Origin of the sequence: Microbacterium sp. Leaf288, from assembly GCF_001422925.1 — a bacterium.
Taxonomy (GTDB): domain Bacteria; phylum Actinomycetota; class Actinomycetes; order Actinomycetales; family Microbacteriaceae; genus Microbacterium.
Map to the genome: position 1 here is coordinate 338,405 of NZ_LMNI01000010.1, position 26,982 is coordinate 365,386.

Annotated in this window: 24 protein-coding genes; 3 read left to right on the top strand and 21 right to left on the bottom strand. The window is 70.6% G+C overall.

The annotated features are described in order from the left end of the window. Positions 1 to 9: 9 nt before the first annotated feature. The 17 genes from metK to ASF40_RS05875 form a co-directional block, all read right to left on the bottom strand. Positions 10 to 1,203: a methionine adenosyltransferase gene (gene metK / locus ASF40_RS05795; protein WP_056367265.1), complete on the bottom strand. Its 1,194-nt coding sequence runs from the start codon at positions 1,201 to 1,203 to the stop codon at positions 10 to 12. Positions 1,204 to 1,321: 118 nt separating this feature from the next. Beyond that, positions 1,322 to 1,576, bottom strand: a complete 255-nt coding sequence (gene rpoZ, locus ASF40_RS05800) for a DNA-directed RNA polymerase subunit omega (RefSeq protein ID WP_018170775.1) — start codon at positions 1,574 to 1,576, stop codon at positions 1,322 to 1,324. Between the two features lie 88 nt (positions 1,577 to 1,664). Further along, positions 1,665 to 2,618 carry a guanylate kinase gene (gene gmk, locus ASF40_RS05805; RefSeq protein WP_056367266.1) on the bottom strand — a complete coding sequence of 318 codons (954 nt, stop codon included), beginning with the start codon at positions 2,616 to 2,618 and terminating at the stop codon, positions 1,665 to 1,667. A 1-nt stretch (position 2,619) separates the two neighbouring features. After that, positions 2,620 to 3,453: an orotidine-5'-phosphate decarboxylase gene (gene pyrF / locus ASF40_RS05810; protein WP_056367267.1), complete on the bottom strand. Its 834-nt coding sequence runs from the start codon at positions 3,451 to 3,453 to the stop codon at positions 2,620 to 2,622. Further along, positions 3,450 to 6,734 carry a carbamoyl-phosphate synthase large subunit gene (gene carB / locus ASF40_RS05815; RefSeq protein WP_056367268.1) on the bottom strand — a complete coding sequence of 1,095 codons (3,285 nt, stop codon included), beginning with the start codon at positions 6,732 to 6,734 and terminating at the stop codon, positions 3,450 to 3,452. The genes pyrF and carB overlap by 4 nt, the downstream gene beginning before the upstream one ends. After that, a complete protein-coding gene (gene carA, locus ASF40_RS05820) occupies positions 6,734 to 7,891 on the bottom strand; it encodes a glutamine-hydrolyzing carbamoyl-phosphate synthase small subunit (RefSeq protein WP_056367269.1) in 1,158 nt (385 codons plus the stop codon). The genes carB and carA overlap by 1 nt, the downstream gene beginning before the upstream one ends. Further along, entirely contained in the window at positions 7,888 to 8,397 is a 510-nt protein-coding gene (locus ASF40_RS05825; protein ID WP_056367270.1) for a PH-like domain-containing protein, read from the bottom strand. Before ASF40_RS05825 ends, carA begins: the two co-directional genes overlap by 4 nt. After that, the gene (locus ASF40_RS05830; protein ID WP_056367271.1) at positions 8,394 to 9,704 is read right to left on the bottom strand and encodes a dihydroorotase; all 1,311 of its coding nucleotides are present in this window, start codon (positions 9,702 to 9,704) and stop codon (positions 8,394 to 8,396) included. Before ASF40_RS05830 ends, ASF40_RS05825 begins: the two co-directional genes overlap by 4 nt. After that, entirely contained in the window at positions 9,701 to 10,714 is a 1,014-nt protein-coding gene (locus ASF40_RS05835; RefSeq protein ID WP_056367272.1) for an aspartate carbamoyltransferase catalytic subunit, read from the bottom strand. Before ASF40_RS05835 ends, ASF40_RS05830 begins: the two co-directional genes overlap by 4 nt. After that, positions 10,711 to 11,241: a bifunctional pyr operon transcriptional regulator/uracil phosphoribosyltransferase PyrR gene (gene pyrR / locus ASF40_RS05840; RefSeq protein WP_056367273.1), complete on the bottom strand. Its 531-nt coding sequence runs from the start codon at positions 11,239 to 11,241 to the stop codon at positions 10,711 to 10,713. The genes ASF40_RS05835 and pyrR overlap by 4 nt, the downstream gene beginning before the upstream one ends. Positions 11,242 to 11,365: 124 nt before the next feature. Continuing rightward, entirely contained in the window at positions 11,366 to 11,899 is a 534-nt protein-coding gene (locus tag ASF40_RS05845; protein ID WP_056367274.1) for a hypothetical protein, read from the bottom strand. Between the two features lie 174 nt (positions 11,900 to 12,073). Next, positions 12,074 to 13,651, bottom strand: coding sequence for a Rieske 2Fe-2S domain-containing protein (locus tag ASF40_RS05850; protein WP_056367275.1), 1,578 nt, complete (start codon positions 13,649 to 13,651; stop codon positions 12,074 to 12,076). Positions 13,652 to 13,757: 106 nt separating this feature from the next. Then, positions 13,758 to 17,030: a DEAD/DEAH box helicase gene (locus tag ASF40_RS05855; RefSeq protein WP_235560144.1), complete on the bottom strand. Its 3,273-nt coding sequence runs from the start codon at positions 17,028 to 17,030 to the stop codon at positions 13,758 to 13,760. 52 nt (positions 17,031 to 17,082) lie between these two features. After that, positions 17,083 to 17,493, bottom strand: a complete 411-nt coding sequence (gene nusB / locus ASF40_RS05860; RefSeq protein ID WP_056367276.1) for a transcription antitermination factor NusB — start codon at positions 17,491 to 17,493, stop codon at positions 17,083 to 17,085. Between the two features lie 19 nt (positions 17,494 to 17,512). After that, positions 17,513 to 18,073, bottom strand: a complete 561-nt coding sequence (efp, locus tag ASF40_RS05865; protein ID WP_056367277.1) for an elongation factor P — start codon at positions 18,071 to 18,073, stop codon at positions 17,513 to 17,515. A gap of 118 nt (positions 18,074 to 18,191) precedes the next feature. Then, a complete protein-coding gene (gene aroQ / locus ASF40_RS05870) occupies positions 18,192 to 18,650 on the bottom strand; it encodes a type II 3-dehydroquinate dehydratase (protein WP_056367278.1) in 459 nt (152 codons plus the stop codon). Next, positions 18,647 to 20,482: a bifunctional sugar phosphate isomerase/epimerase/4-hydroxyphenylpyruvate dioxygenase family protein gene (locus tag ASF40_RS05875; protein WP_056367279.1), complete on the bottom strand. Its 1,836-nt coding sequence runs from the start codon at positions 20,480 to 20,482 to the stop codon at positions 18,647 to 18,649. Before ASF40_RS05875 ends, aroQ begins: the two co-directional genes overlap by 4 nt. An 84-nt stretch (positions 20,483 to 20,566) precedes the next feature. Between ASF40_RS05875 and ASF40_RS05880 the strand changes: the two genes are divergently transcribed. From ASF40_RS05880 to ASF40_RS05890, 3 genes are all read left to right on the top strand, one after another. Then, on the top strand, positions 20,567 to 21,199 hold the full coding sequence (locus ASF40_RS05880; protein WP_235560145.1) for a TetR/AcrR family transcriptional regulator: 633 nt from the start codon (positions 20,567 to 20,569) through the stop codon (positions 21,197 to 21,199). A gap of 156 nt (positions 21,200 to 21,355) precedes the next feature. Further along, positions 21,356 to 22,231 (top strand): shikimate dehydrogenase, encoded by an 876-nt coding sequence (locus ASF40_RS05885; RefSeq protein WP_056367280.1) that lies wholly within the window; start codon positions 21,356 to 21,358, stop codon positions 22,229 to 22,231. Positions 22,232 to 22,254: 23 nt separating this feature from the next. Further along, the gene (locus ASF40_RS05890; protein ID WP_056367281.1) at positions 22,255 to 23,580 is read left to right on the top strand and encodes an MFS transporter; all 1,326 of its coding nucleotides are present in this window, start codon (positions 22,255 to 22,257) and stop codon (positions 23,578 to 23,580) included. Between the two features lie 52 nt (positions 23,581 to 23,632). On the opposite strand, the gene ASF40_RS05895 is transcribed toward ASF40_RS05890, so the two are convergent. Genes ASF40_RS05895 through aroC form a run of 4 tightly spaced genes read right to left on the bottom strand, consistent with a single transcriptional unit; the run spans position 23,633 to position 26,982 of the window. Next, entirely contained in the window at positions 23,633 to 24,166 is a 534-nt protein-coding gene (locus tag ASF40_RS05895; RefSeq protein ID WP_056367282.1) for a GNAT family N-acetyltransferase, read from the bottom strand. Beyond that, positions 24,163 to 25,239 (bottom strand): 3-dehydroquinate synthase, encoded by a 1,077-nt coding sequence (aroB, locus tag ASF40_RS05900; RefSeq protein WP_056367283.1) that lies wholly within the window; start codon positions 25,237 to 25,239, stop codon positions 24,163 to 24,165. Before aroB ends, ASF40_RS05895 begins: the two co-directional genes overlap by 4 nt. After that, positions 25,236 to 25,769, bottom strand: coding sequence for a shikimate kinase (locus ASF40_RS05905; RefSeq protein WP_056368251.1), 534 nt, complete (start codon positions 25,767 to 25,769; stop codon positions 25,236 to 25,238). The genes aroB and ASF40_RS05905 overlap by 4 nt, the downstream gene beginning before the upstream one ends. Continuing rightward, positions 25,753 to 26,982 (bottom strand): chorismate synthase, encoded by a 1,230-nt coding sequence (aroC, locus tag ASF40_RS05910; RefSeq protein ID WP_056367284.1) that lies wholly within the window; start codon positions 26,980 to 26,982, stop codon positions 25,753 to 25,755. The genes ASF40_RS05905 and aroC overlap by 17 nt, the downstream gene beginning before the upstream one ends.

The following is a 26,982-nucleotide window of genomic DNA, read 5'->3' on the forward strand; positions in this document are numbered from 1 at the left end:
CGGCCGGTGTCAGAGCCCGGCTGCGGCGCGCAGCGCGTCGGCGCGGTCGGTGCGCTCCCACGTGAAGTCGGGCAGCTCGCGGCCGAAGTGGCCGTACGCCGCGGTCTGCGCGTAGATCGGCCGAAGCAGGTCGAGCTGGTCGATGATCGCCTTGGGGCGCAGGTCGAACACGTCGAGGATGGCCTGGGTGATCACGTCGTCGGCCACGCGGCCGGTGCCGAACGTCTCGACGTAGAGCCCGACGGGCTTGGCCTTGCCGATGGCGTACGCGACCTGCACCTCGAGGCGGTCGGCGAGTCCGGCGGCGACGGCGTTCTTCGCGACCCACCGCATCGCGTACGCGGCCGAGCGGTCGACCTTCGACGGGTCCTTGCCGCTGAACGCGCCGCCGCCGTGGCGGGATGCCCCGCCGTACGTGTCGATGATGATCTTGCGGCCGGTGAGGCCGGCGTCGCCCTTCGGGCCGCCGATGACGAACGGCCCCGCCGGGTTGATGTAGTACTTCACGTCGGGCAGCTCGAGCCCGGTCGCCTCGAGCACCGGGTCGATGACCTCGGCACGGACGGCGGCGCGCAGCGCCTTCTGCGAGATGTCGGGGTGGTGCTGCGTCGACAGCACCACGGACTCGACCGTCTTCGGAGTGTGGCCGTCGTACCCGAGCGTCACCTGCGTCTTGCCGTCGGGGCGCAGGAAAGGCAGCTCGCCCGAGCGGCGCACCTCGGCGAGCCGCTCGGCCATGCGGTGCGCCGTCCATGCGGCCATCGGCATGAGCTGCGGCGTCTCGGTCGTCGCGTAGCCGAACATGATGCCCTGGTCGCCCGCGCCCTGCAGGTCATGCGGGTCTTCCGAGCCGTCCTCGCGGCGCTCGAACGCCTTGTCGACGCCGGCGGCGATGTCGGAGGACTGCGCCCCGATCGAGACGCTCACGCCGCATGAGTCGCCGTCGAAGCCGGTGTCGCTCGAGGTGTAGCCGATGCGGTTGACGACGCCGCGCACGATGGCCGGGATCTCGACGTACGCGGAGGTCGAGACCTCACCGGCGACGTGGACGAGCCCGGTGGTGACGAGGGTCTCGACGGCGACGCGCCCGTTCGGGTCGGCGTCCAGGATCGCATCGAGGATCGAGTCCGAGATCTGGTCGCAGATCTTGTCGGGGTGTCCCTCGGTGACGGATTCGGACGTGAACAGACGCAGGTCGGTCATCGGTACTCCAGTTGTCGTGGCTCCGGTCATCGTGGCGTCCGGGCGCCGAGGGCGCGGACACCAGTATGCCCCCGACGACGGACAGGGCCGTCGTCGGGGGCATCGAGGATGTGACGGATTACTCCGCGCGGCGCAGGCGCAGCTTGTCCTCGTGGATCTCGTGCATCGCGATGGTGAGCGGCTTGTCCTCGACGGTCGAGTCGACGAGCGGGCCCACGTTGTCGAACAGGTTCCCCTCGTGGAGGTCGGAGTAGTAGTCGTTGATCTGGCGCGCGCGCTTGGACGCGAAGATCACGAGCTGGTACTTCGAGTCGACCTTCTCGAGGAGGCTGTCGATGGGGGGCTCGATGATGCCCTGGTTCGTTCCGGCCATGGCGAAACCTCCTGGATCGGATGAAAGGAATAGTCGATGGAGCCTCGGGGTGCCGAGGCATCCCACCATTCTACGTGACGGAATGCTCTCAGCGCGCGAGGCGGGCGACCTCGTCGGCCGCGTGGGCGACGTCGTCGTTCACGACCCGGTAGTCGAACTCGCCCTGCGAGGCCAGTTCGGTCTTCGCGGTGCGCAGGCGCCGGGCGCGCTCTGCGGCATCCTCGGTGCCGCGGCCGACGAGGCGCTGCACGAGCTCGTCCCAGCTCGGCGGCAGCAGGAAGACGAGGGTGGCCGACGGGTCGGCCTCGCGCACCTGACGGGCACCCTGCAGATCGATCTCGAGGAGTACGGTGCGCCCCTCGGCGAGGGCCTTCTCGATGGGGCCGCGCGGCGTGCCGTAGCGGTAGGCGTTGTGCACGGTCGCGTGCTCGAGCAGCTCGCCGTCGGCGATCATGCGGTCGAACTCCGCGTCATCGACGAAGAAGTAGTGCTCGCCGTCGACCTCGCCGGGGCGGGGCGCACGCGTCGTCGCCGACACCGACAGCATGATCTCGGGGTGGTGGTCCTTGATGTGGGCGGCCACGGTGCCCTTGCCCACCGCGGTGGGACCGGCGAGGACGACCAGGCGGCTGCGGCCGGCACGGGGCTCGGCCTCGGGCCACCGGCTGTCGAGGAACTGGCGCAGGTCCTCGCGCTGGCGCGAGCCGAGGCCGCCCAGACGCTTGACCGGCGAGATCTCGAGGTCCTGGAGGATGCGGTCGCGCTTGCCCTCGCCGATCGCCGGGATCGCGGTCAGGAACTCGGGCACGCGCATCGCGCCCGCGGGCGACGTGGGCTCGGCGAGGGCGCGCCGCAGGAGCTCCTGCGGCGTGATCACGCGCATCGCGACGTCCTTCTTGAGGGCGGCGCGTTCGCGGCGGGCGGCGACGGCGCGCCGCGAGGCGGCGACGCGGTCGACCTCGGGGGGCCTCCCCTGCGCGCCAGGGACGTGGGGCGGGGCTTCATCAGGGGTTTCCTGAAAAAGGGTGCGCGAATCGGACATATCAATCACCACGGTAGAGAAGGGCGCGCTCGGATATGCGCGCGGCGAGCCGGTCGGGTCCGGCAGCCAGGATGCTGCGGCTCTCAGACGCTACCACCGCTTCCTGCAGGACGCCGAAGCGCTCACCGAGATGACGTGGTTCCGCACCCTGGTGACCGAAGCCCGGGCCGAGGATCGGCGCGACCGGCGCGAACGGCCGGAGGCCGGCATCCGTCCAGTCCACGGTGCCGCCGATGACGAATCCGAGACTCCCCCACTCGCCGTCGGGCGTGGTGCGGGCATTGCGCTCGGAGACCTCGCGGACGATCCCGGCCGAGACCGTGTCGCCGTCCGCGTGGCGTGCGCGCTGCAGTCCGAGCGCCTCGGGGTTGCTGGTCGCGGCGAGGACGAACACGCCCTTGCCGTGGCGCAGGGCGAGGTCGAACGTTCCGTCCAGCGCACCCACGCCGAGGTACGGGCTCACGGTGAGCGCATCGGCCTCGAGCGGCGAGCCGGGCGCGAGCCAGGCCTGTGCGTACGCGTCCATCGTGGTGCCGATGTCGCCGCGCTTGGCGTCCGCGATCACGAGGAGTCCGGCGTCGCGCGCCGCCGCGAGCACGTCCTCCAGCGCGGCGAAGCCCGCCGAGCCGTGCACCTCGAAGAACGAGACCTGCGGCTTGACGACGGCGACCCGGCCCGCGGCGGCCTCGACCACGCGCAGGCCGAACTCGCGCACACCGGCGGCGGAGGCATCCATTCCCCACTCCGCGAGGAGGTGGGCATGCGGATCGATGCCGACGCACAGCTGACCGTGCGTCGCCATCCCCGCGCGGATGCGCTCACCGAATGAGGTCATGCGCCCGCCCGATCGGCTGCGTACTCCTGCAGGCTCTTGACCTTGAAGCCCTCGCGCAGCACCGGCAGGGCGCTGACGGCGGCGCCGAGCACGGCCATCGTGGTGAACAGTGCCTTGTCGCCCGCGACGGCGGCCGCGCGGATCTCGTAGCCGTCGGCGCGGGCGGCGCCGCCGGACGGGGTGTTCACGACGATGTCGATCTCGCCCGCGTTGATCAGGTCGACGATGTTGGTCTCGCCCGAGTCCTGCGTCTCGGAGTACTTGCCCACCACCCGCACGTCGATGCCGTTGCGCGAGAGGATCTCGGCCGTGCCCTCGGTCGCGACGAGATCGAAGCCGAGCTCCTGCAGGCGGTGCGCCGGGAGGATGACGGCGCGCTTGTCGGCGTCGGCGACCGAGATGAACACGGTGCCCGACTGCGGCATGCCGCCGTACGCGGCCTCCTGCGACTTCGCGAACGCGGTCGGGAAGTCGCGGTCGATGCCCATGACCTCACCCGTCGAGCGCATCTCGGGGCCGAGCACCGAGTCGACGGTCTGGCCGTCGCGCGTGCGGAACCGCTTGAACGGCAGCACGGCCTCCTTGACGGCGACGGGGGCGTCCAGCGGGACGCGCGATCCGTCCTGCTCGGGCAGCAGCCCCTCCGCCTTCAGCTCGGCGATGGTGGCACCGGCCATGATGCGCGACGCCGCCTTCGCGAGCGGGATGCCGAGGGCCTTGGAGACGAAGGGCACCGTGCGGCTCGCGCGGGGGTTGGCCTCGATCACGTACAGGACTCCGGCCGAGATCGCGAACTGCACGTTCAGGAGTCCGCGCACCCCGACGCCCTCGGCGATCGCGTGCGTGGCGATGCGGACGCGATCGATGTCGGTGCGACCGAGGCTCACCGGCGGCAGCGTGCACGACGAGTCGCCGGAGTGGATGCCGGCCTCCTCGAGGTGCTCCATGACGCCGCCGATGTACAGCTCGTCGCCGTCGTACAGCGCGTCCACGTCGAGCTCGATCGCGTCGTCGAGGAAGCGGTCCACCAGCAGCGGCAGGCCGGGGCCGATGATCGCCTCGCCGGCGACGCGCACGAAGTAGTCGCGCAGCGCCTCGGTCGAGTACACGATCTCCATGCCACGGCCGCCCAGCACGAAGCTCGGGCGCACCAGGACGGGGTAGCCGATCTCCTCGGCCACCGCGACGGCGCCGTCGACGTCGATCGCGGTGCCGTTGCGCGGTGCGACGAGTCCGGCGTCGTCGAGCAGGCGCGAGAAGAGCTCGCGCTCCTCCGCCAGGTCGATCGCGGCGGGCTTGGTGCCGAGGATCGTGTAGCCGGCCTCCTCGATGCCCTTCGCGAGCCCGAGCGGGGTCTGGCCGCCGAGCTGGCAGATGACGCCCAGGATCTTCCCTGACTGCGCCTCGGCGTGCAGCACCTCGAGGACGTCCTCGAGGGTCAGGGGCTCGAAGTACAGGCGGTCGGACGTGTCGTAGTCCGTCGACACGGTCTCGGGGTTGCAGTTGACCATGACCGTCTCGTAGCCCGCGTCCGACAGCGCGAACGACGCGTGCACGCAGGAGTAGTCGAACTCGACGCCCTGGCCGATGCGGTTCGGGCCCGAGCCGATGATGACGACCTTCGTGCGCTCGGACGGCGTGACCTCGGTCTCGAAGTCGTAGCTCGAGTAGTGGTAGGGCGTCAGCGCCGGGAACTCCCCCGCGCACGTGTCGACCGTCTTGTAGACGGGACGGATGCCCAGACCGTGACGGATGCCGCGCACCTGGGTCTCGCTGTCACCGCGGAGCTCTGCGATCTGGGCGTCGCTGAAGCCGTGCTCCTTCGCGATGCGGAGGGTGGCGGCATCCAGCTCACCCGCCTGGGCGACGAAATCGGCGACCTCGTTGATGAGGACGATCTGGTCGAGGAACCACGGGTCGATCTTGGTGGCCTCGAAGGCCTGCTCCACCGTGGCGCCCTTGCGGAGCGCCTGCTGCAGGACGACGATGCGTCCGTCGGTCGGGGTCTTCGCGATCTCGAGGAGCTCGTCCACCGAACGGGGCTCGTCGCCCCAGTGGAAGCTCGAGCCGCGCTTCTCGAGCGAGCGCAGCGCCTTCTGCAGCGCGGTCGCGTAGTTGCGGCCGATCGCCATCGCCTCGCCGACCGACTTCATGGTGGTCGTCAGCGTGGTGTCGGCAGCCGGGAACTTCTCGAAGTTGAAGCGCGGCACCTTGACGACGATGTAGTCGAGCGTGGGCTCGAAGCTCGCCGGCGTCACCTTGGTGATGTCGTTCGGGATCTCGTCGAGGCGGTAGCCGATCGCGAGCTTCGCGGCGATCTTCGCGATCGGGAAGCCGGTGGCCTTCGACGCCAGCGCCGACGAGCGCGACACGCGCGGGTTCATCTCGATCACGATGATGCGGCCCGTCTTCGGGTCGACCGCGAACTGGATGTTGCAGCCGCCGGTGTCGACGCCGACCGCGCGGATGATGTCGATGCCGATGTCGCGCAGCTTCTGGTACTCGCGGTCGGTGAGTGTGAGCGCCGGGGCGACGGTGATCGAGTCGCCGGTGTGGACGCCCACCGGGTCGACGTTCTCGATCGAGCAGACGACGACCGTGTTGTCGGCGGTGTCGCGCATGAGCTCGAGCTCGTACTCCTTCCACCCGAGGATCGACTCCTCGAGCAGCACCTCGTTGGTCGGCGAGTCGTGCAGACCGGCGCCGCCGATGCGGCGGAGGTCCTCCTCGTCGTACGCGAAGCCCGAGCCGAGGCCGCCCATGGTGAAGGACGGGCGCACGACGAGCGGGTAGCCGAGCTTCTCGGCGCCGGCGAGCAGCTCGTCCATCGTGTGGCAGATCACCGAGTCGGCGACGTCGGCGCCGGCGTCCAGCACCAGCTGCTTGAAGATCTGGCGGTCCTCACCCTTGTTGATGGCCTCGAAGTCGGCACCGATGAGCTCGACGTCGTACTTCTCGAGGATGCCGTGCTTGTGCAGGTCGATCGCGGCGTTGAGCGCCGTCTGACCGCCCAGGGTCGGCAGGATCGCGTCGGGCTTCTCCTTCGCGATGATCGTCTCGATCACACGCCAGTTGATGGGCTCGATGTAGGTCGCGTCGGCGAAGTCCGGATCGGTCATGATCGTCGCCGGGTTGGAGTTCACGAGGATGACGCGGACGCCCTCGTCACGGAGCACGCGGCAGGCCTGCGTGCCGGAGTAGTCGAACTCGCACGCCTGACCGATGACGATCGGGCCGGAGCCGATGACGAGGACGGAGTTGATGTCGTCGCGCTTGGGCATTACTTCGCGGCCTTCTTCTCGAGGTTCGCGACGACCAGGTCGCGGAAGCGGTCGAACAGGTAGTTGGCGTCGTGGGGTCCCGCGGCGGCCTCGGGGTGGTACTGCACCGAGAACGCCGGGATGTCGAGCGCACGCAGGCCCTCGACCACCTGGTCGTTGAGGCCGACGTGGCTGACCTCGACCTTGCCGTAGCCGTTCGGGCTGTCGAACGAGCCCTCGACGGGCGCGTCGACGGCGAAGCCGTGGTTGTGCGCGGTGATCTCGACGCGGCCGGTGGCCTTGTCGAGGACCGGCTGGTTGATGCCGCGGTGGCCGAACGGGAGCTTGTACGTGCCCAGGCCGAGCGCGCGGCCGAGCAGCTGGTTGCCGAAGCAGATGCCGAAGAACGGCAGGCCGTCGTCGAGCACGCCGCGCAGCAGGTCGACGTGGTCGCCCGATGCCGCAGGGTCGCCGGGGCCGTTCGAGTAGAACACCGCGACCGGGTCGATCGCGCGGATGCCGTCGATCGTGACGTCCTGCGGGAGCACGTGCACCTCGAAGCCGCGGGCGGCGAGGTTGTCGACCGTCGCCTGCTTCACGCCCAGGTCGAGCACGGCGAGGTTGCCGATGCGCTCGCCCTGCGCCGGCGTGATCTCGGCCGCGGCCACCGAGACCTGCGCCGAGAGGTTCCGGCCGGCCATCTCGGGGGCCTCGCGCACCAGCCGCAGCTGCTCGTCCGGGTCGATCGTCGCGGCCTCGCCGGAGAAGATCGCGCCGCGCATGCTGCCGGCCGAGCGGATGTGACGCGTGATCGCGCGCGTGTCGATGCCGCTGATGCCGATCACGCCGTCGTTCACGAGCGCGTCGTCGAGCGACTCGTCGGCACGCCAGTTCGACACCACGCGGGAGGGGTCGCGGACGATGTAGCCCGACACCCAGATGCGACGCGACTCGGGGTCCTCGTCGTTCATGCCGGTGTTACCGATGTGGGGTGCGGTCTGGAGCACGATCTGGCCCGCGTACGAGGGATCGGTCAGCGTCTCCTGGTATCCGGTCATGCCGGTGGCGAAGACCACTTCGCCGATGGTCGTGCCGAGGGCGCCGTAGGCGCGTCCGACGTGGCGGGTCCCGTCCTCGAGCACGAGGACGGCCGGGTCGGTCTGGAACAGGGAGGTCATGCGTCGGTTCCCGTCTGGGTCGGGGGAAGGATGCCGGCCACGGCGTCCGCGAGGGCACGGGCCGAGGCATCCTGGGGTCGGAGATAGGAGTCGACGACGGTGCCGTCGTCGAGGCGCCACGCGAGGCGCACGAGGCCGTCGGGCTCGACGACGCGGTCGATCGCGACCGTGGCCTGTGCGACGTCCTCGATGCGCTCGGACGCCAGGAACACGCGGGGCTTGCCGGTGAGATCGAGGGCGACGCCGGCATCGGTGACCGTCACGTCGGAGCGCGAGCGGAAGGCGAGGCCGCCGATGGCGAGACGCTCGAGCGGCTCGCCGTGACGCGTCGTCGCGACGTAGAGCGTCGGGAACGCCGAGAGCGTCGCGGCGCCCGCGGGGATCTCGCCGACGGGCGCGACCAGCGCGGCGTCGCGCCGCGTTCGTCGCCACCAGGCCCACACCAGCACGCCGAGCAGCGCGATGGTGACCGCGACCATGACGCCGAGCGCGGCCTCGCGGGTCATGCGCGCACCCCCGGAGTGTCGAGCAGCGCGCCGTCGGCGACCGTGACGGTGCCCTGGTGCAGGGTCCACCGCACGTCGCCGGGCAGCTCGCGTCCGAGGTACGGCGAGTTCGTGCTGCGGCCGCGCAGGTCGTCGGTCGTGAAGGTGCGGCGCGGCGACGGGTCGTAGAACGCCAGGGACGCCGGCTGGCCCTCTGTGAGCGGGGTGCCGTGGCCGGTGAGCAGGCCGATGCGGGCGGGCTCGCGCGACATGACGCGTGCGACGTCGCCCCAGGTGATGAGGCCCGTGTCGAGCATCGACTGCTGCACGACGCGCAGCGCGCTCTCGAGGCCGACCATGCCGTTCGCGGCCGCGTGCCACTCGCACGCCTTGGCCTCGGCGGGGTGCGGCGCGTGGTCGGTCGCGACGATGTCGATCGTGCCGTCGGCGAGACCCTCGCGCACGGCGAGCACGTCCTCCTCGCGGCGCAGCGGCGGGTTGACCTTGAAGCGGGCGTCGTAGTCGCGCACGAGCTCGTCGGTGAGGAGCAGGTGGTGGGGGGTGACCTCCGCCGTGACGTTCACGCCGCGGCGCTTGGCCCAGCGGATGATCTCGACCGACCCGGCGGTCGAGAGGTGGCACACGTGCAGGCGCGAGCCGACGTGCTCGGCCAGGAGCACGTCGCGCGCGATGATCGACTCCTCCGCGACCGCAGGCCAGCCGGCCAGGCCGAGCTCGGCCGACACGGCGCCTTCGTTCATCTGCGCGCCCTCGGTGAGGCGGGGGTCCTGGGCGTGCTGCGCGATGACGCCGTCGAACGCCTTCACGTACTCCAGCGCTCGCCGCATGATCAGCGGGTCCCACACGCAGAAGCCGTCGTCGCTGAAGACGCGGACCCGCGCGCGCGAGTCGGCCATGGCGCCGAGCTCGGCGAGCCGCTCGCCCTTCTGGCCCACGGTGACGGCGCCGATCGGCTGCACCGTCACGAACCCGGCGGCCTCGCCCAGCGCGAGCTCCTGCTCGACGACGCCTGCGGTGTCGGCGACCGGGGAGGTGTTCGGCATCGCGAACACGGCGGTGTACCCGCCGGCCGCGGCGGCGCGGGAGCCGGTGAGGATCGTCTCGGATGCCTCGTACCCGGGCTCGCGCAGGTGCGTGTGGAGATCGACCAGACCGGGCAGCAGAACCAGGCCGTCGACGTCGATCTCGGTGGCGCCGGCGCGGCTGATGCCGCCGCCGATGGCGGCGATGACGCCGTCCTCGACGAGGACGTCGGCGGCGGTCGATCCTTCGACCAGCGCCCCGCGGAAGAGAAGGGTCTCGCTCATCGGGTGTTCTCCTTCGCTGTGCCGTCCGCGGCGGCGGCATCCGCCGTGGACGTGGTCTCGGCCGGGGTGCGCTCCGCGCCCGCCAGCAGCAGGTAGAGCGCGGCCATGCGCACCGAGACGCCGTTGGCGACCTGCTCGAGCACGGTCGAGCGCGGCGAGTCAGCGGCTTCTGCGGAGATCTCCAGGCCCCGGTTCATGGGTCCGGGGTGCATGACAATGCTATCCGCTCCCAGTCCCTGAAGTCGGCGTGCGTCGAGGCCCCAGCGGCGCGAATACTCCCGTTCAGTGGGGAAATACGCCGCATTCATGCGCTCCAGCTGGATGCGCAGCATCATGAGCGCGTCGGGGCCGGCGGCGATGGCCTCGTCGAGGTCGTACAGCACCTCGACCGGCCAGCCCGACATGTCCTGGGGCACGAGCGTGGGCGGCGACACCAGGGTGACGCTGGCGCCGAGCGTGCTCAGCAGCCACACGTTCGAGCGCGCGACCCGCGAGTGCAGCACGTCGCCGACGATCGTGACCTTGACGCCGGCAAGGTCACGCCCGCGGCTGTCGTCGCGGAAACGGCGCTTGCGGATGGTGAACGCGTCGAGCAGGGCCTGCGTCGGGTGCTCATGCGTCCCGTCGCCGGCGTTGACGACGCCCGCACTGATCCAGCCGCTGGTGGCGAGGGTGCGCGGCGCACCGGAGGCGCCGTGGCGGATGACGACGGCATCCGCGCCCATCGCCTGCAGCGTCTGCGCGGTGTCCTGGAGGGACTCGCCCTTCGAGACGCTCGAGCCCTTCGCGGAGAAGTTGATGACGTCGGCCGACAGGCGCTTCGCGGCCGCCTCGAACGAGATGCGCGTGCGCGTGGAGTCCTCGAAGAACAGGTTGACGACGGTCTTGCCGCGCAGCGTCGGGAGCTTCTTGACCTCGCGCTGCTGCGTGTCGGCCATGTCCTCCGCGACGTCGAGGATGCGCAGGGCGTCCTCGCGGGAGAGGGTCTGGGTGTCGAGCAGGTGCCTCATGACTCGATCGTCACCTCCTCGACGCCGTCGGTCTCGGCGAGGCGCACGTTCACGCGCTCGTCGCGCGAGCTCGGCAGGTTCTTGCCGACGAAGTCCGGTCGGATGGGCAGTTCGCGGTGGCCGCGGTCGACCAGCGTCGCCAACCGGACGGCGGCGGGGCGGCCGATGTCCTGCAGGGCGTCGAGGGCGGCACGGATGCTGCGGCCCGAGAAGAGCACGTCGTCCACGAGGACGACGACCTTCCCGTCGATGCCGCCGGCCGGGATCTGCGTCGGCTGCGGCGCGCGGGTCGGATTGCGGTGCAGGTCGTCGCGGTACATCGTGACGTCGAGCGATCCGACCGGGATGGGGGCGCCGCCGAACTCGGCGACGAGCGCGCCGACGCGGTGGGCGAGGGTGACGCCGCGGGTGGGGATGCCGAGGAGGACCAGTCCTTCGGGGCCCTTGTTGGACTCGAGGATCTCGTGGGAGATCCGAGTCAGGGCCCGGGCGATGTCGGCCTCGTGCAGCACGGTGCGCGTGCTCATCCGCCGCTCCCTTCTCCGCCTCACGGGACGGTGTTAAAGGTTGCTGTGATCGCCGTCCAGTCTACGACACGGCGAAGGCCGGGCCCGAATCGGGTCCGGCCTTCGCCGAGTCGTGCGCGGCGGGTCAGCGGCGCGCGGGTCCGCGCAGCACGCGGGAGGCCACGACGAGCGCTGCCGCGATCAGCACCACGTTCTTGAAGATGTACTGGCCGGTGAGCGTCGGGCCGACCGGGCCGAAGACCTCTGCCGGCAGCAGCACGATCGGCGACAGGATGCCCACGAATGCGAGCGCGAGGACGACGAGGCCGACGCGGGCGAAGGCGCCGCCGGCGATGAGGAGCGCACCTGCGGCGACCTCGATGACCGCCGTGGCGACGAGCGCGGCCTGCCCGTTCACCAGGCCGAACGTGAGCTTCTCCCACGTGCGGCTGACGAGGGCCTCGACCGGGCTCGCGCCGGGGAAGAGCTTGAGGGCCCCGAAGACGAGGAACACCGCGCCGAGGGCGACGCGCAGCGCCGGGATGCTCCAGCGCTGCAGCGAGGCCTTCACGGCGGCCTCGGCGCGGGCCTCCCACTCGAGGAGGGAGTTGAGCGGGTTCGGGCGAGCGGTGGACGCGGGGACGACGCCGCCGGCGCCGTGGATGGGAACGGTGGTCATGGCGTGATTCCTTCGGGTTCTGATCGCCCGCGATCGCGGGCACGGTGATCAGGACCCGCCGCAGACACGGGGTGATACGAACCGGCGCAGATCAGCGCCCACCCCACACAAGACCCGACGGGAGAACGCCGGCCCGTTGTAGAGGATCTACAACGAGCCGGCGTTGCGGGTTCGTCAGGCCGCGGGGGTCGTCGCCGCGCGGTACAGGTCGTCCTCGACCTGGGACGCCCGGATCGGGTGCCCCTGGCTCGTCAGGCACTTCCCGCTCGCGAGGTCCCACTTCCAGTCGTGCAGCGAGCACGTGAGCACGCCGTCCTCGATCTTCCCCGTCTTGGTGAGATCGGCGCGCAGGTGCGGACAGCGGCGCTGCACGATCCAGTCGCCGAGCTGGGCGTCCTCGGTCTGGTCGGTCTGCTCGGCGTACCAGTTCTCGACGTACTCGATGCGGTCCCGCGAGAGGCACTTGAGGAAGGTGGTGAGGAACTCGTTGAACTTGCCGCTGCGGCCGACGGCGAACTGCATCGACAGGAAGATCGAGTTGGACCAGTCGATCTCGTGGTCGGCGATGTTGGTCGAGACCAGATCTGCGGGGATCGTGTACCAGTAGATGCACTCGTCGCCGTCGGCGTACTCGCGCACCTTGGCCTTCGGAAAGTCCACGACCATGTCGAGCTCGCCGATGCGGAAGCGCACCACACCGCCCACGCCGCTGCGGATCGTGCGGGCGCGGCGCAGCAGCGGCTCCCACCACTCCTTGATCGCGGCGAGCATCTCGTCGGGCGCGAGCACGGCCGCGCGCGAGGCCTCCTCAGCGCGGATCTCATCCTGGCGGGAGTCGCGCTGCTCGGCCAGGTACGCCCACTTGTCGTCGAAGATGCGATCGATCTCGGCCTGCGTGTAGAGCGTCTGCGTGACCGAGATCTCGCCGCCGTTCAGCTCCACGACCGTGCCCGGCACGAACTCGTAGCCCTTCTGCTCGGGACGCAGCTGCGCCATGTGCGCGAGGAACTGCCGCTGGTCGGTGAAGATCGAGTCGTCGTCGATGCCGTAGCCGTTGTACTTGAAGAGCTCTTCGCGCAGGAACATCGGCGGCCCCGCCATCGGGAAGACGTGCTCGGCGTCGACCTTCTCGATGTAGTACATCGCGCGCTTGTTCTGCGCGTCGCGCTTGAGCTTGGCGAAGTTCTGCTTGGCGTCCTGAGGGAGGTCGTAGACCATCGGCCACCAGATCGCGCCCGACACCTGCGTGAAGTACGCCTCGGGCTTGGAGAACGACATCAGCTTCTCGAGGTCGAGCGGATGCGAGTCGTTCTGGTTCAGGATGCTGGCGGTGCCGTCGTCGACCGACAGCGACGAATCGCCGATCGGCCCGTCGCTCGGCGCCCGCAGCGGCGTGACCATGACCTTGAGGTCGCCGAACTCCAGCGGCACGCCGGCCTGCGTGTAGACGATGTTGTCGTAGCCGAGGCGGCGAAGATCCTGCTCGAGGTCGTCCGTCGGGTAGTCCGGCAGCAGCACTTTGATGGTCTTCGGCACATGCTTCTGCATGAGCGCCGGGTCGAAGTGGTCGCGGTGGCGGTGGGAGATGTAGAGGAAGTCGGCCTTGCCGTAGGTCGACCAGTCGAGCGCCCGGTTGTCGGGGAACGGGAACCACGACCCGAAGAAGGTCGGCCCGATGACGGGGTCGCAGAGAATGCTTCCTCCCGCCGTCTCGATGAACATTCCGGCGTGGCCGAGGCCCGTGATGCGCATGGGGTTGCCCTCCTGTCGAACCAGACGAGTCTAGGTGAGGCTCGCGGGGCGTACCGGATCGCCCGCCGTGCAAAACCGGATCCGGCCCCGCGGGGGCGGTGCAGGATCAGTCGTCGAAGAGCCCGCGGATGTCGTCGGCGGTGAGCGCCTGCCCGAACAGCGCGTCGTCGTCCATCACCGAGCGGAACAGCCGCGCCTTGCGCTGCTGCAGCGCCATGACCTTCTCCTCGATCGTGCCGTTCGCGATGAGCCGGTACACCATCACGCTGCGGCGCTGGCCGATGCGGTGCGCGCGGCCTGTGGCCTGCGCCTCGGCGGCGGGGTTCCACCACGGGTCGAGCAGGAACACGTAGTCCGCCTCGGTCAGCGTCAGACCGAACCCGCCGGCCTTGAGGCTGATGAGGAACACCGGCGCCTCTCCCCCGCGGAACGCGGCGACGGCGGCGTCGCGGTCGCGCGTCGATCCGTCGAGGTACGCGTACGGGATGCCGCGTGCCTCGAGTTCCTTGGCGACCAGGCCCAGGAACGACGTGAACTGGCTGAAGACGAGGGCGCGGTGCCCCTCGGCCAGTGCCTCGTCGAGCTGTTCGAAGAGCGCGGCGAGCTTGCTCGGGGCGATGCTCGCGTGCGCCGGGTCGACGAGCTCGGGTGCCAGGCTCAGCATGCGCAGGAGCGTCAGGGATCGGAAGACGATGAACCGGTTGCGGTCGAGGTCGTCGAGGAGTCCGAGCACCTTCTGGCGTTCGCGCTGCAGCACGGTGTCGTACAGGGCGCGATGGGCGGCGCCCAGCTCGATGCGCACCTCCTGCTCCTGCTTGGCGGGGAGGTCGGCGGCGACGAGCTCCTTCGTGCGCCGCAGCACGAGCGGACGGATGCGGCGCCGCAGTCGCGCCAGGCGACCGGCGCGGTACTCGCCTCCCTCCTGGTTCTCGGGGACCTTGCCCTTCTCGATCGGCCCCACGTACTCCTCGCGGAACCGCCGGCTCGAGGCGAACAGCCCCGGCGCCGTGAGCGACAGCAGCGCCCACAGCTCGGTGAGGCTGTTCTCGAGCGGCGTGCCGGTCACGGCGAACACGACGTCCGCGGACAGATCCCGCGCGGCGCGATACGCCTTGGTCTGGCTGTTCTTCACGAACTGCGCCTCGTCGAGGATGAGACCCGCCCACGGCACCGCGGCGAACTCGCGCTCGTCGAGGCGGAGCAGGGCGTACGACGTGACGACGATGTCGGCCGAGGCCGCGGCATCCGTCACCGTCGTTCCGCGCTTCGCGCGCGTCGCGTCGACGACCGCGACCCGCAGATCGGGCGTGAAGCGGGCAGCCTCGCTGCGCCAGGTCGAGAGCACCGACGTCGGCGCCACGACGAGGAACGGCCGCGCCTCGCCGGACTCTCGGGCATGGGCGATCAGGGCGAGCAGCTGGAGCGTCTTGCCGAGTCCCATGTCGTCGGCGAGGATGCCGCCCAGGCGGTGCTCCCAGAGGAAGGCGAGCCAGTCGTACCCCGCCCGCTGGTAGGGGCGCAGCTCGGCGTGGAGCGCCGACGGCAGAGGGGTTGCGGGCACACCGTCGGCGTCGCGCAGCGCCTCCACCGTCGCGCGCCAGGACACCGCAGGCTGGGCCTCGTCGGCGAGGTCTTCGAAGTCCGCCCAGAGTGCCGTCTGGTAGCGGCTGATGCGCGGCCCGGTCTCCCACTCCTCGAGCTCGCCGGCTTCGTCGATGAGGTCGCGCAGGCGCTGCAGCGAGGGATGTGAGAGCGAGAAATACGCGCCGTCGCTCAGCAGGATCTTCTTGCGCCCCCGCGACAGCGCTGTGAACAGCGTGCCGAACGGGATGCGGCGGCCGTCGATCGTCACCACGACACCCAGGTCGAACCAGTCCGGATCGTTCGTCTCGACCGTCGTCACGTCGATGCGCGGGTCGCCGGCGAGCTCCCGGTACTGCGGCCGCTCCCCCGAGATCTCGACGCTCACGTCGGCGTCCGCTTCGAGGAGCGGCAACAGGCGCGCCGCGAACTCCGCCGCGTCGAGGCCCGTCAGCGTGTCGGCGGAGGCGAAGTCGGCGGGCGCGTGCCCCTGCCACAGCGACTCGACGCGGCCGCGGATCGCCGTCTCGGCCGCGGCGTCACGATCCGCTCCGGTCGAGTCGAGTCCGAGGAGATCGCCGTCGCCGTACCGCCATGAGAGCGTGTAGACGAGCCGGTGGTTCGGCTCGAAATGCACACGTGCGACGAGCCGCGGCCGAGGCGGCGGGGCGATGTCGAGGCCGGGCGCATCGATCTCGACCCGGCGCGCGATCCGCGGCAGATGGTCGCGGACGAACTCCTCGGCCTCCGGCCCCGGCACGACGACGGCTTCACGCGCCGTGAGGAGCGCGGGAACCGGGTCCGGCAGTTCCACTGCGGCGAGGACGAGGGTGATGCGCTCGCGCTCGGCGGAGAACCGGTACACGCCGGTGCGTCCGACCGGGCGCAGGGCGGCGGCATCCGCGCGCTCGCCGTCGATCGTGACCACGGGCGCGATCTCGAGCCCGCGGCCGGTGCGGTGCGCCTGCACGGTCACCGCCGCCGACGTCGCGAGGGCGACCGCCGCGGTGCGCTTGGTGGGAACGAGCGGCACGCCGCGATCCGCCGCCGCGGCCAGATGCGGCCAGAGCAGGCTCGACTCGATGTCGTCGAGGGTCAGCCACTCCGAGACGTCGGAGAACGCGCCGAACGAGCGGACGTCGCGGCCGATGCTGTGCAGCTCCGCGAACCAGCGCGCCTGCGCGGGGTCGTAGGCGGTGGTCGGCCGGCGCAGCGCGTCCCACGAGACGCCGCCTTTGATCCACGTGTCGGAGCGGGCCGAGCGCTCGAGCGGGCGCAGGCCGACGAGCACGTCCGCCCCGTGCTGGTGCAGGCTCCGCGGCGTCGCCGACTCGACGCGCGCCGGCGCCCAGGTCGACGCGCCGCGCCGAATGCGCTGCCGGAGCTCGACGCCGAGGGCGAGCGCGGTGCGGGCCCGGTCCGCCGGTGCGGCAGGGGTGAACACGTCGCGCCATGACGAGCCGCGGTCGGCGGCAGGTGCCGCGGAGGCGAGGCGGTTGCCCGCGAGAAGGGTCGCGACCGTGTGCTTGCAGTCGAACTGCACCGGGCACGTGCAGGATGTCGCCGCGATGGGGTGATCGACGCGTTGCGGGTCGAGCCGCACGCGGCAGCGGTACGTCCGGCCACCGCTGCCTGCCACCACCGCCTCGATGACCGACGTGAGCGGGTCCCACTCGAGGCGCTCGACGGCGCCGTCGGCGAAGTAGCCGAGGCCGCGCTCGTACGTGCCGCTGTCGACGAACCGGCGGATGTGCCCGGGGTCGACGAACGGAGGGGGTCCGACAGGCGGCGGGGTCACGGCATCCATCCTGCCCGCTCCCGCCGACACCCGGACGGGCGCCCGCTCGTCGTCAGCTCGCGCGCGCGATGCGGGCGAGGACGCCGTGCACGAAGGGGCCCGACTCGTCGGACGAGAACTCCTTGACCAGCTCGACCGCCTCGTCGATCGCGACAGCGGTGGGCACCTCGTCGTTGTAGAGGATCTCCCACGCGCCGATGCGCAGCACGGCACGGTCGACCGCGGGCATGCGGGCGAGCGTCCAGTCCTTCGCGAACGTCGTGATCTGCTCGTCGATGGCGTCCTGGTTGTCGATCACGCCGTCGACGATCTCGCGCGCGTAGAGCCACGAGGCCTGACGTGCGGGCTCGTTCGCCGCGCGCTGGGCTTCGGCGGCGAGGACGGTCGCGGGCGTGTCGCCGCGGACGTCGGCCTGGAACAGGATGTCGAGCGCGCGCTTGCGCGCCTTCGTACGGGCACTCATCTGTCAGCGACCGCCGACGTCAGTTGACGCGGCCGAGGTAGTCGCCCGTGCGGGTGTCGACCTTGACCTTGGTGCCGGTCTCGACGAACAGGGGAACCTGGATCTCGTAGCCGGTCTCGACGGTGGCGGCCTTGGTGCCGGCCGACGAGCGGTCGCCCTGCAGACCCGGCTCGGTGTAGGTGATCTCGAGGACGACGGATGCCGGGAGCTCGACGTACAGCGGGTTGCCGTTGTTGAGAGCGATCTGCACCTGCTGGTTCTCGAGCAGGAAGTGGGCCGCGTCGCCGACCGTCGCCGCGCCGACGTTGATCTGGTCGTAGTCCGCGACGTCCATGAACACGAAGTTGTCGCCGTCGTTGTAGAGGTAGGTGAAGTCGCGGCGGTCGACGTTCTCGATGTCGATCTTCGCGCCGGCGTTGTAGGTGCGGTCGACGACCTTGCCCGAGACGACGTTCTTGAGCTTCGTGCGGACGAAGGCGCCACCCTTGCCCGGCTTGACGTGCTGGAACTCGATGACGTTCCAGAGCTGTCCGTCGATCGACAGGACGACGCCGTTCTTGATGTCTGCGGTGGAAGCCATGAGGGTACGAATCCGTTTCGTTGAAGTGCGTGGAGGCGATCGCTGCCCCGTGAACGAGATCAGGGGTCGGAAATGCCGACGTTCGATTCTACGGGATGCCTGGTCCCCGGCCGATTCGTCAGCCCTCGGCCTGCCCGGTGAGGATGTCGATGAGGCGCGCGACCGCCGTCGCATAGCCGGGCACACCCTCTCCGATCACGTGGACCACGGCGACATCGGCGACGTACGAGTGGTGGCGGAACTCCTCGCGCGCCCTCACATCCGAGATGTGCACCTCGGCCACCGGCAGGGCGACGCCCGAGAGGGCGTCGCGCAGCACGACGGAGGTGTGGGTCAGACCGCCGGGGTTGATGACGATGCCGGCGCAGTCCTGTCGCGCGTCGTGGATCGCGTCGAGGAGGACCCCCTCGTGGTTGCTCTGGACGGCCCGCAGCTCGAAGCCGCGCCGGGCGGCAGCATCCGTCGTCACGCGCACGACGTCCGCCAGTGTCTCGGTGCCGTAGATCCCGGGCTCCCTGGTGCCCAGGAGGTTCAGGTTGGGGCCGTTGACGAGCAGGAGGCGGCGAGGGGCGGTCATGCTCGCACGATATCAGCGCGCGCGGCGCCGGCTCGCTGCGCGGAGAGCCGGACGGGCGCGTTGCCGGCGCCGTACCCGTCGTACCGGCCGCGGCGCTCGACGAACTCGCAGAACAGGTCGCCGACCGTGGCTGTGTAGAAGTGCAGATACTCGCCCTGCGCGTCGCGGTCGAAGACGAGGTCGAGCTCGCGGAGCGTCGCGAGGAACCCGTGGTCGAGGTCGAACCGTGCGGCGAGATCCTCGTAGTAGTTGCGCGGGATCGGCAGCGGGTGCAGGCCCCTCGCCTTGGCGGCGCGCGCGAGCGCCACGATGTCGTCGCACGCGAAGGCGACGTGCTGCGGCATGGCGGCCGGTCGCCCCGACAGGATCGGCGGCGACACGTTGAGCGGGATGCGGATGGAGCCGTCCGGGGATTGGATGACGCGGCTCTGCACGAGACCCTGCGGGCTCGCCACCTCCGTCGAGCTCGCCGTCGGAAGTTCGAGCACCGAGGAGAAGAACAGGATCGCCTCATCGACGACCTGCCAGGGCTGGCCGAGGCTCACGTGGTCGACGGCGGTGATGGGACTGTCGCGCAGCGGTTCGCCGTGCTCGAACTCGGCGGCCCACGTCGGTTCGATCTCGGTGCCGCGCGACGACCAGAAGATCTCGGTGCCGTCCGGCGCGGTGCCGCCGTCGAGCAGCTGCTCCCCCGCGTACGTGCGTCGGTAGGCGAACGGCGTCCCCAGCTCGGCGGCCCGCGCGGTGAGCGCGGCGGCGTCGGGGACGTCGAACCCGACCGCCGCGATGTGCGGGTCGAGGTCGCGGGCGTGCTGCTCGTTGAGCACGACGCGTGCGTCGCCGGCCGTCCACAGCGTGACGGGCTTCGTGCGGTGCTTGCCGCGCGGCGTGAACCCGACCATCGTGAGGAGCGCCTCGATGCTCGAGGTGTCCTCGGCCTTGATCTCGACGAAATCGAATCCGACGGGCGTGCCGGCGTCGGCGAGCGTCTCGAAGTCGGCGGGCGCGGCGCTTCCGAGCTCCCGTGCGACGGCGTCTTCGAGCCAGCGCAGGGACCTCCGCGCGTGGACGGCGGTCCCACTCACGTCGACCTGCCGGAAGGTGTCGTTGAAGACCTCGAGAGACACCGGGCCGTCGTAGCCGGCGCGCACGACGTGGGTGAGGAAGCGCGTCAGATCGAAGCTCCCCTCCCCGGGGAAGAGGCGATGGTGCCGACTCCACGACAGGACGTCCATCGAGAGAGCGGGCGCATCGGCGAGCTGAAGGAAGAAGATGCGGTCGCCCGGGATGTCTTCGATCGCCGCCGGGTCGTGGCCGCGGGAGAGGATGTGGAAGGAGTCGAGGCAGACGCCGACGGCCGGGTGGTCCGCGAGCTGTACGATCCGCCACGCACGACGGTAGTCGTCGATGTACCTGCCCCACGCCAGCGCCTCGAAGGCGATCCGGACGCCGTACTCCTGCGCGAGATCACCGAGCCGGCGAAGCTGGGATGCCGACACCGCGTCGTCGTCGGTCGTCGCGGTCGCCACGTTGCTGCAGCAGAGCACGACGTCGATCCCCAGCCGCCGCATGAGGGAGAACTTCGCTTCCGCGCGCCGCAGCACGTCCTGGAATGCCGGTTCGTCGACTCCCTCGACATCGCGCATCGGCTGATACAGGTCCAGCGTCAGCCCGAGGCGCTCCGCGAGAGCACGCACCTCCTCCGGGCTCTCCGGCGCCGACACGAGGTCGGGCTCGAAGATCTCGACGCCGTCGAAGCCTGCTGCGGCCGCAGCGTGCAGCTTCTCGACGAGCGTCCCGCTCATGCACACCGTCGCGATGGAGGTCCTCATGGCGTCACAATGTACCAGTTGGTACATTGTGACGCACCCCCTCCCTCACGGGCGCCGCGTCTGCCGCCCACTATCCTGGCGATCGTGCCCCCCGTTACCCGCGATGCCGAGCGGACGCGAGCCGAGCTCCTCGCGGTCGCGACAGAGGTGTTCGCCGAGGAGGGGTATTCCGGGGCCCGCGTGGACGACATCGCCGAGCGCACGCGCACGACGAAGCGGATGATCTACTACTACTTCGGCGGCAAGGAGCAGCTCTACCTGGCGGTGCTCGAGAACGCTTACCAGGGCATTCGGGAGGCTGAGCAGGCGATCGATGTGGATCATACGGATCCCGTCGCGGCGATCCGCCGGCTCGCTGAGCTCACGTTCGACCACCACGTGACGCACGACGCCTTCATCCGGCTCGTGGCCATCGAGAACATCCATCGCGGCGAGTTCATCCGGCGGATCGACTCGCTCCGCACGCTCGCCCAGCCCGCGAAGACCCTTCTCGACGAGATCCTCGAACTCGGCCGCGCGGCAGGTGTCTTCCGCGAGGATGTCGACGCGATCGACGTCCACCTCGTCATCAGCGCCTACTGCGTGTTCCAGATCGCCAACCAGTACACGTTCGGCTACCTCTTCGACGTGTCGTTCACCGATCCCGAACGCCGTCGCCACCTGCGATCCCTCATCGGCGACGTCGTCGTCGGCTGGCTCACGAACGCCTCGCGGTAACCGGCGCACCCGCCGTCGCCCGCTCGATCCCGGCGTCGCGTCGTGGTGCCCGTCGAACTCCCGAGACCCGGTCGCGCTTGACATCGACGATCTGTCATGGTTTTCTCTGAACGTACCAGTTAGTACATAGACGTACCGGTCGGACGAAGGAGTGCCATGAGCCAGACACCGCCGTACCTCGTCGGGCTCGTCGGAACGGGCGTGACCCCTTCCCTGACGCCCGCGATGCACATGGCCGAAGCCCGCGCCCTCGGCCTCGACTACGTGTACCGGACCATCGACCTGACGACCCTCGGCCTTGCTCCCGACCAGCTGCCGGACATCCTCGCGTGGGCGCGTCGCCTCGGGTTCGACGCCCTCAACGTCACCCACCCGTGCAAGCGTCTCGTGCTCGAGTACCTCGACCGCGTCGACCCGCTCGCCCAGGCGCTCGGCTCGGTCAACACCGTGCTCTTCACCGACGAGGGGCTCGTCGGTCACAACACCGACACCACCGGCTTCGAGACGGCGTTCCGCACAGGCCTTCCGCGCGCGTCGGTCGATGACGTGACGCTGCTGGGGGCGGGCGGTGCCGGCTCCGCCGTCGCAGACGCCCTGCTCCGCGTCGGGACCCGCCGTCTGTCGGTCGTCGACATCGACGCCGAACGGGCTGAGGAGCTGGCGGCCGACCTGGCGCGTCGGCATGCGGTCGAGGTGCGCCACGCCACGACGGATGCGCTCCCGGACCTCCTCGCGTCGGCCTCGGGGCTGGTGCACTGCACGCCGACCGGTATGAAGGAGCACCCCGGCATGCTGTTCTCCCCCGACCTGCTGCGGCCCGAGCTGTGGGTCGCCGACATCGTCTACCGGCCCCTCGACACCGCGCTCCTGCGCGCTGCCCGCGACGCCGGCTGCGCCACGCTCGACGGCGGAAGCATGGCGGTCCACCAGGCCGTCGACGCCTTCCGCCTCATCACGGGCCACCAGCCCGACCCCGCCCGCATGATCCGCCACTTCCACGACCTCGTTGCGCCGCACCCCGTGCCGGCGTGACACTCACAAGACAAGGACGTCCGATGACCACCACCGCAACGACGCGGAAGACCCCCGTGAAGGCGGCTGTCGCCAGCTTCATGGGCAGCGCCGTGGAGTACTACGACTTCTTCCTGTTCGGCTCCGCCGCAGCGCTCATCTTCCCCACCGTCTTCTTCCCGTCCGACAATCAGGCCGCCCTCGTCATGTCGTTCGCGACGTTCGGCTTCGCCTACATCGCGCGGCCTGTCGGCGCCGTCATCCTCGGCCACTTCGGTGACCGCATCGGTCGGCAGAAGGTCCTCATGTTCACCCTGCTGCTGATGGGGATCTCGACCTTCACGATCGGCTGCCTCCCGGGCTACGAGCAGATCGGCTGGGCCGCCCCGGCGCTGCTGGTGCTGTGCCGGCTCATGCAGGGCCTCTCCGCCGCCGGCGAGCAGGCGGGTGCGTCGTCGCTCACGCTGGAGCACGCGCCCGACGACCGCCGGTCCTTCTTCACGTCGTGGACCCTCACGGGCACCCAGGGCGGCCAGATCCTCGCCGCGCTGATCTTCATCCCGGTCGTCGCGCTCCCTGACGAGATCAAGTACACGTGGGGCTGGCGCGTGCCGTTCTGGCTGAGCGCGGTCGTGGTGCTGGTCGCCTTCTTCATCCGGCGGACGCTGCACGAGACGCCCGAGTTCGAGCAGGCGAAGGCGGAGGGCAGGATCGCACGGATGCCGCTCATCCCGCTTCTGCGCGACCACTGGCGCGACGTGCTCCGTGTCATCTGCTGCGCGTTCATCGCCGCCGTCTCGACGGTGTTCGGCAACCTCGCCATCGCCTACGGCGTCGAGGTCGGGCTCAACGCCGCCATCACGCTCTGGCTCGTCGTCGTCGCGAACTTCGTCGCGATCGGCACGCAGCCCCTGTTCGCCGCTCTGGCCGACCGCATCGGCCGCAAGCCGGTGTTCATCTACGGCGCGCTCTCGTCGGCGGTGTTCATGCCCTTCTACATGCTGTCGATGGGGGCGGGGAACGAGTTCGTGACGTTCCTGCTCGCGGTGCTCACCTTCTCGTTCGGGTACGCCGCTGCGAACGCCGTGTGGCCGTCGTTCTACGGCGAGATGTTCAGCACGCGCGTGCGGTTCTCGGGCATGGCGATCGGCACGCAGCTCGGGTTCCTCATGGCGGGCTTCGCCCCGTCCATCGTCACGGCGCTGGGTGGCGTGCAGGAGGGCGGGTGGGTCGTCATCAGCGTCTTCACCGCGGTGATCTCACTCATCGCGACCGTCAGCGCCCTCACGGCACACGAGTCGAAGAGCATCCCCACGGCCGAGCTCGGCCTCCGCTCCGAGAAGCGCGAGGCGCTCGTGCCGGCTGCCTGAGCCCCGCGGCCGTCGCAGGCCCCGTCCCGCGATGCGGGAGGGGCCTTCGCGGTCATGGCAGCGGGCGCGCCATCACGATCTCGGGACCGATGACGCTGGTGAACGTCTCGCCCGTGGGCACGAAACCCGCCCGGCGATACGCCCCCTGGGCACGGGGGTTGTCCCGGTGCACGTCGAGGCTGAGCCGGGTGAGCCCGAGCGACGTCACCCATTCCGCGGCGGCGGCCAGCAGGAGGTCGATCGCTCCCGTGCCGCGATGAGCCGGGTTGACGTAGACCCCGACGACATCCGCCCGACGGTCGTCGACGAAGCGGCCCAGGTGATCGGTCTGCCCGGTCGCGCGGACGAGCACGGAGAGGCTGCCCACCCACGCGTCGTCCACCACCGCCACGAACTGCGCGGCGGTCTCGCTCCCGGCGGCCAGTTCGGCGCGCTCACGCCAGAACTGCTCCGAGCGGGCCGCGACCTGCGCCGGCGTCTCGAGGAAGGCGATGTTCGCGTCGGGATCGCTCGTGGATTCGAGCCGCAGCTCGCGCACCGCTTGCCACTCATCGGAGCGGACGCGGCGCACGGCCACACTGCTCACCCCGCGACCTCCTGGTACGCGGCGAAGAGCAGCGACTCGTCCGGCGCCTGCAGCACCGTGGGCTTGGCGATGTCGTCGAGCACGATGAAGCGCAGCATCGCGCCGCGGCTCTTCTTGTCGCGCTGCATGGACGACAGCAGCTGGGGCCACGCGCCGGGGCGGTAGCTCGTCGGCAGGCCGAGGGACTCGAGGATGTCGCGGTGGCGCTGGGCGGCGGCATCCGGAAGCCGGCCCGCGAGGCGCGACAGCTCGGCGGCGAACACCATGCCCACGGAGATCGCGGCGCCGTGACGCCAGCGATAGCGCTCGGCGTGCTCGATGGCGTGGCCGAGGGTGTGGCCGTAGTTGAGGATCTCGCGCAGGCCCGCCTCGCGGAGGTCCTCCCCCACGACCCGCGCCTTCATCTCGATGGCGAGCTCGATGGTGCGACGGAACGCGGCGCTCTGCGGGTCGACCGCGTTCTCGGGGTCGGCCTCGATCAGCTCGAGGATCTCGGGGGCCCAGATGAAGCCGGCCTTGACGACCTCGGCGTAGCCGGCGACGCGCTCGTTGCGCGACAGGCTGTCGAGCAGGTCGAGGTCGCAGATCACGGTGCGCGGCGCCCAGAACGCGCCCACGAGGTTCTTGCCCTCGGCGGTGTTGACTCCGGTCTTGCCGCCGACGGCGGCGTCGACCATGCCCAGCACCGTGGTCGGCACCTGTACGACCTCGACGCCCCGCAGCCACGTCGCGGCCACGAACCCGGCGAGGTCGGTCACCGCTCCCCCGCCGAACCCCACGACGGCGTCGGTGCGGGTGAAGTCCGCCTTGCCCATGACCTGCCAGCAGAAGGCGGCCACTTCGATGCGCTTGCCCGCTTCGGCGTCGGGGATCTCGGCGAGAAGCACCTCGCGGTCGGCCATGAGCTGGGCGCGCAGGCGCTCCGCCTCGGCGGCGAGGGTCGGCGGATGGATCACGAGCACCTTGCGCGCGGCGGGCGGCAGCGCCTCGCCGACGGACGACAGGATGCCGTGTCCCACGGTGATGTCGTAGCTCGCGTCTCCGCTCACGGTGATGGTCGTGGCATCCGTCACTTCGGGTCCTCCTGATCGTTCCCGCCACGCACCCACGCGACCAGGGCGTCGACGACGTCCTGCAGCGGACCGGTGGAGGTGTCGAAGGTGATGTCGGCCAGCTCCTCGTAGACGGGCCGGCGTTCTTCGAAGATCGCGGTCCAGCGCTCGATCGCATCGTCGCCGCCCTGCAGCAGCGGCCGGTTCGAGTCGCGGACACGGCCCGCGACGACCCGCGGGGAGACGGTGAGCAGCACGACGCGATGCCCGGCGAGGTCGGCGCGCGTCTCGGGGTTCAGCACGGCGCCGCCGCCCAGCGAGACCACCCCGCCGCTCGCGAGCCCTTCGACCACGGCGGCGCGCTCGGCGGCGCGGAACTGCGCCTCACCGCGCTCGACGAACAGCTGGTCGATCGGCCCGTGGTCGCGGACGACCGCGGCGTCGGTGTCGAAGAACGGAAGGCTCAGCGCGCGCGCCACCTTCTTGCCGATGCTCGTCTTGCCGGCCCCCATGGGACCGATGAGCACGACGGCGTCAGAGGGCGAGGTCATGGTCGGCGAGGCCGGCGTCGCTGGCCGCGGCACTGCGCAGTGCGTCGGGGATCGCCGCGAGGTAGCCCTCGATGTTGCGGCGCGTCTCGGCGACGCTGTCGCCCCCGAACTTCTCGAGCACGACGTCGGCCAGCACGACCGCGACCATCGCCTCCGCGACGACTCCCGCTGCGGGCACGGCGCACACGTCGGAGCGCTGGTGGTGGGCCGAGGCGGCGTCGCCGGTGGCGACGTCGACCGTGCGCAGCGCCTTCGGCACCGTGGCGATCGGCTTCATGCCGGCGCGCACGCGCAGCACCGTGCCGGTCGACATGCCGCCCTCGGTACCGCCTGCCTTGTCGCTCGAGCGCGTGATGCCGTCGTCGGCGACGAACAGCTCGTCGTGCGCGGCGGAGCCGCGGCGGCGCGTGGTCTCGAAGCCGTCGCCGACCTCGACGCCCTTGATGGCCTGGATGCTCATGAGCGCCTGCGCGAGCTTCGCGTCGAGGCGGCGGTCCCAGTGCACGTGCGAGCCGAGTCCCGGGGGCAGCCCGTAGGCGAGCACCTCGACGATGCCGCCCAGCGTGTCGCCGTCCTTGCGGGCGTCGTCGACCTCGGCGACCATGGCCGCGCTCGTGGCGGCGTCGAAGCAGCGCAGCGGGTCGGCGTCGAGCGCGTCGACGTCGTCGGGAGTCGGCAGCGCCGAGCCCTCGGGGACCTGCACCGGGCCGATCGACAGGGTGTGGCTGACGAGACGGATGCCGAGCTCGGCCAGGAACGCTCGTGCGAGTGCGCCGAGGGCGACCCGGGCGGCGGTCTCGCGGGCGCTCGCGCGCTCGAGGATCGGGCGAGCTTCGTCGAAGCCGTACTTCTGCATGCCGACGAGGTCGGCGTGACCGGGGCGGGGGCGCGTGAGCGCGGCGCCGCGTCCGCGCGACTTCTCCGTGAGGTCCGCGGGCTCGGCGCTCATGACCTCGACCCACTTCGGCCATTCGGTGTTGCCGATGCGCAGCGCGATGGGGCTGCCCAGGGTCGTGCCGTGCACGACGCCGGACGAGATCGTGAGCTCGTCCTCCTCGAACTTCATCCGCGAACCGCGGCCGTAGCCGAGCTTGCGGCGCGCGAGATCCGCCTGGATCGCGGCGCGGGAGATGGGGACGCCCGCAGGCAGGCCCTCCATGACGGCGACGAGTTCGGGGCCGTGCGATTCGCCGGCCGTGAGCACGCGGAGCAT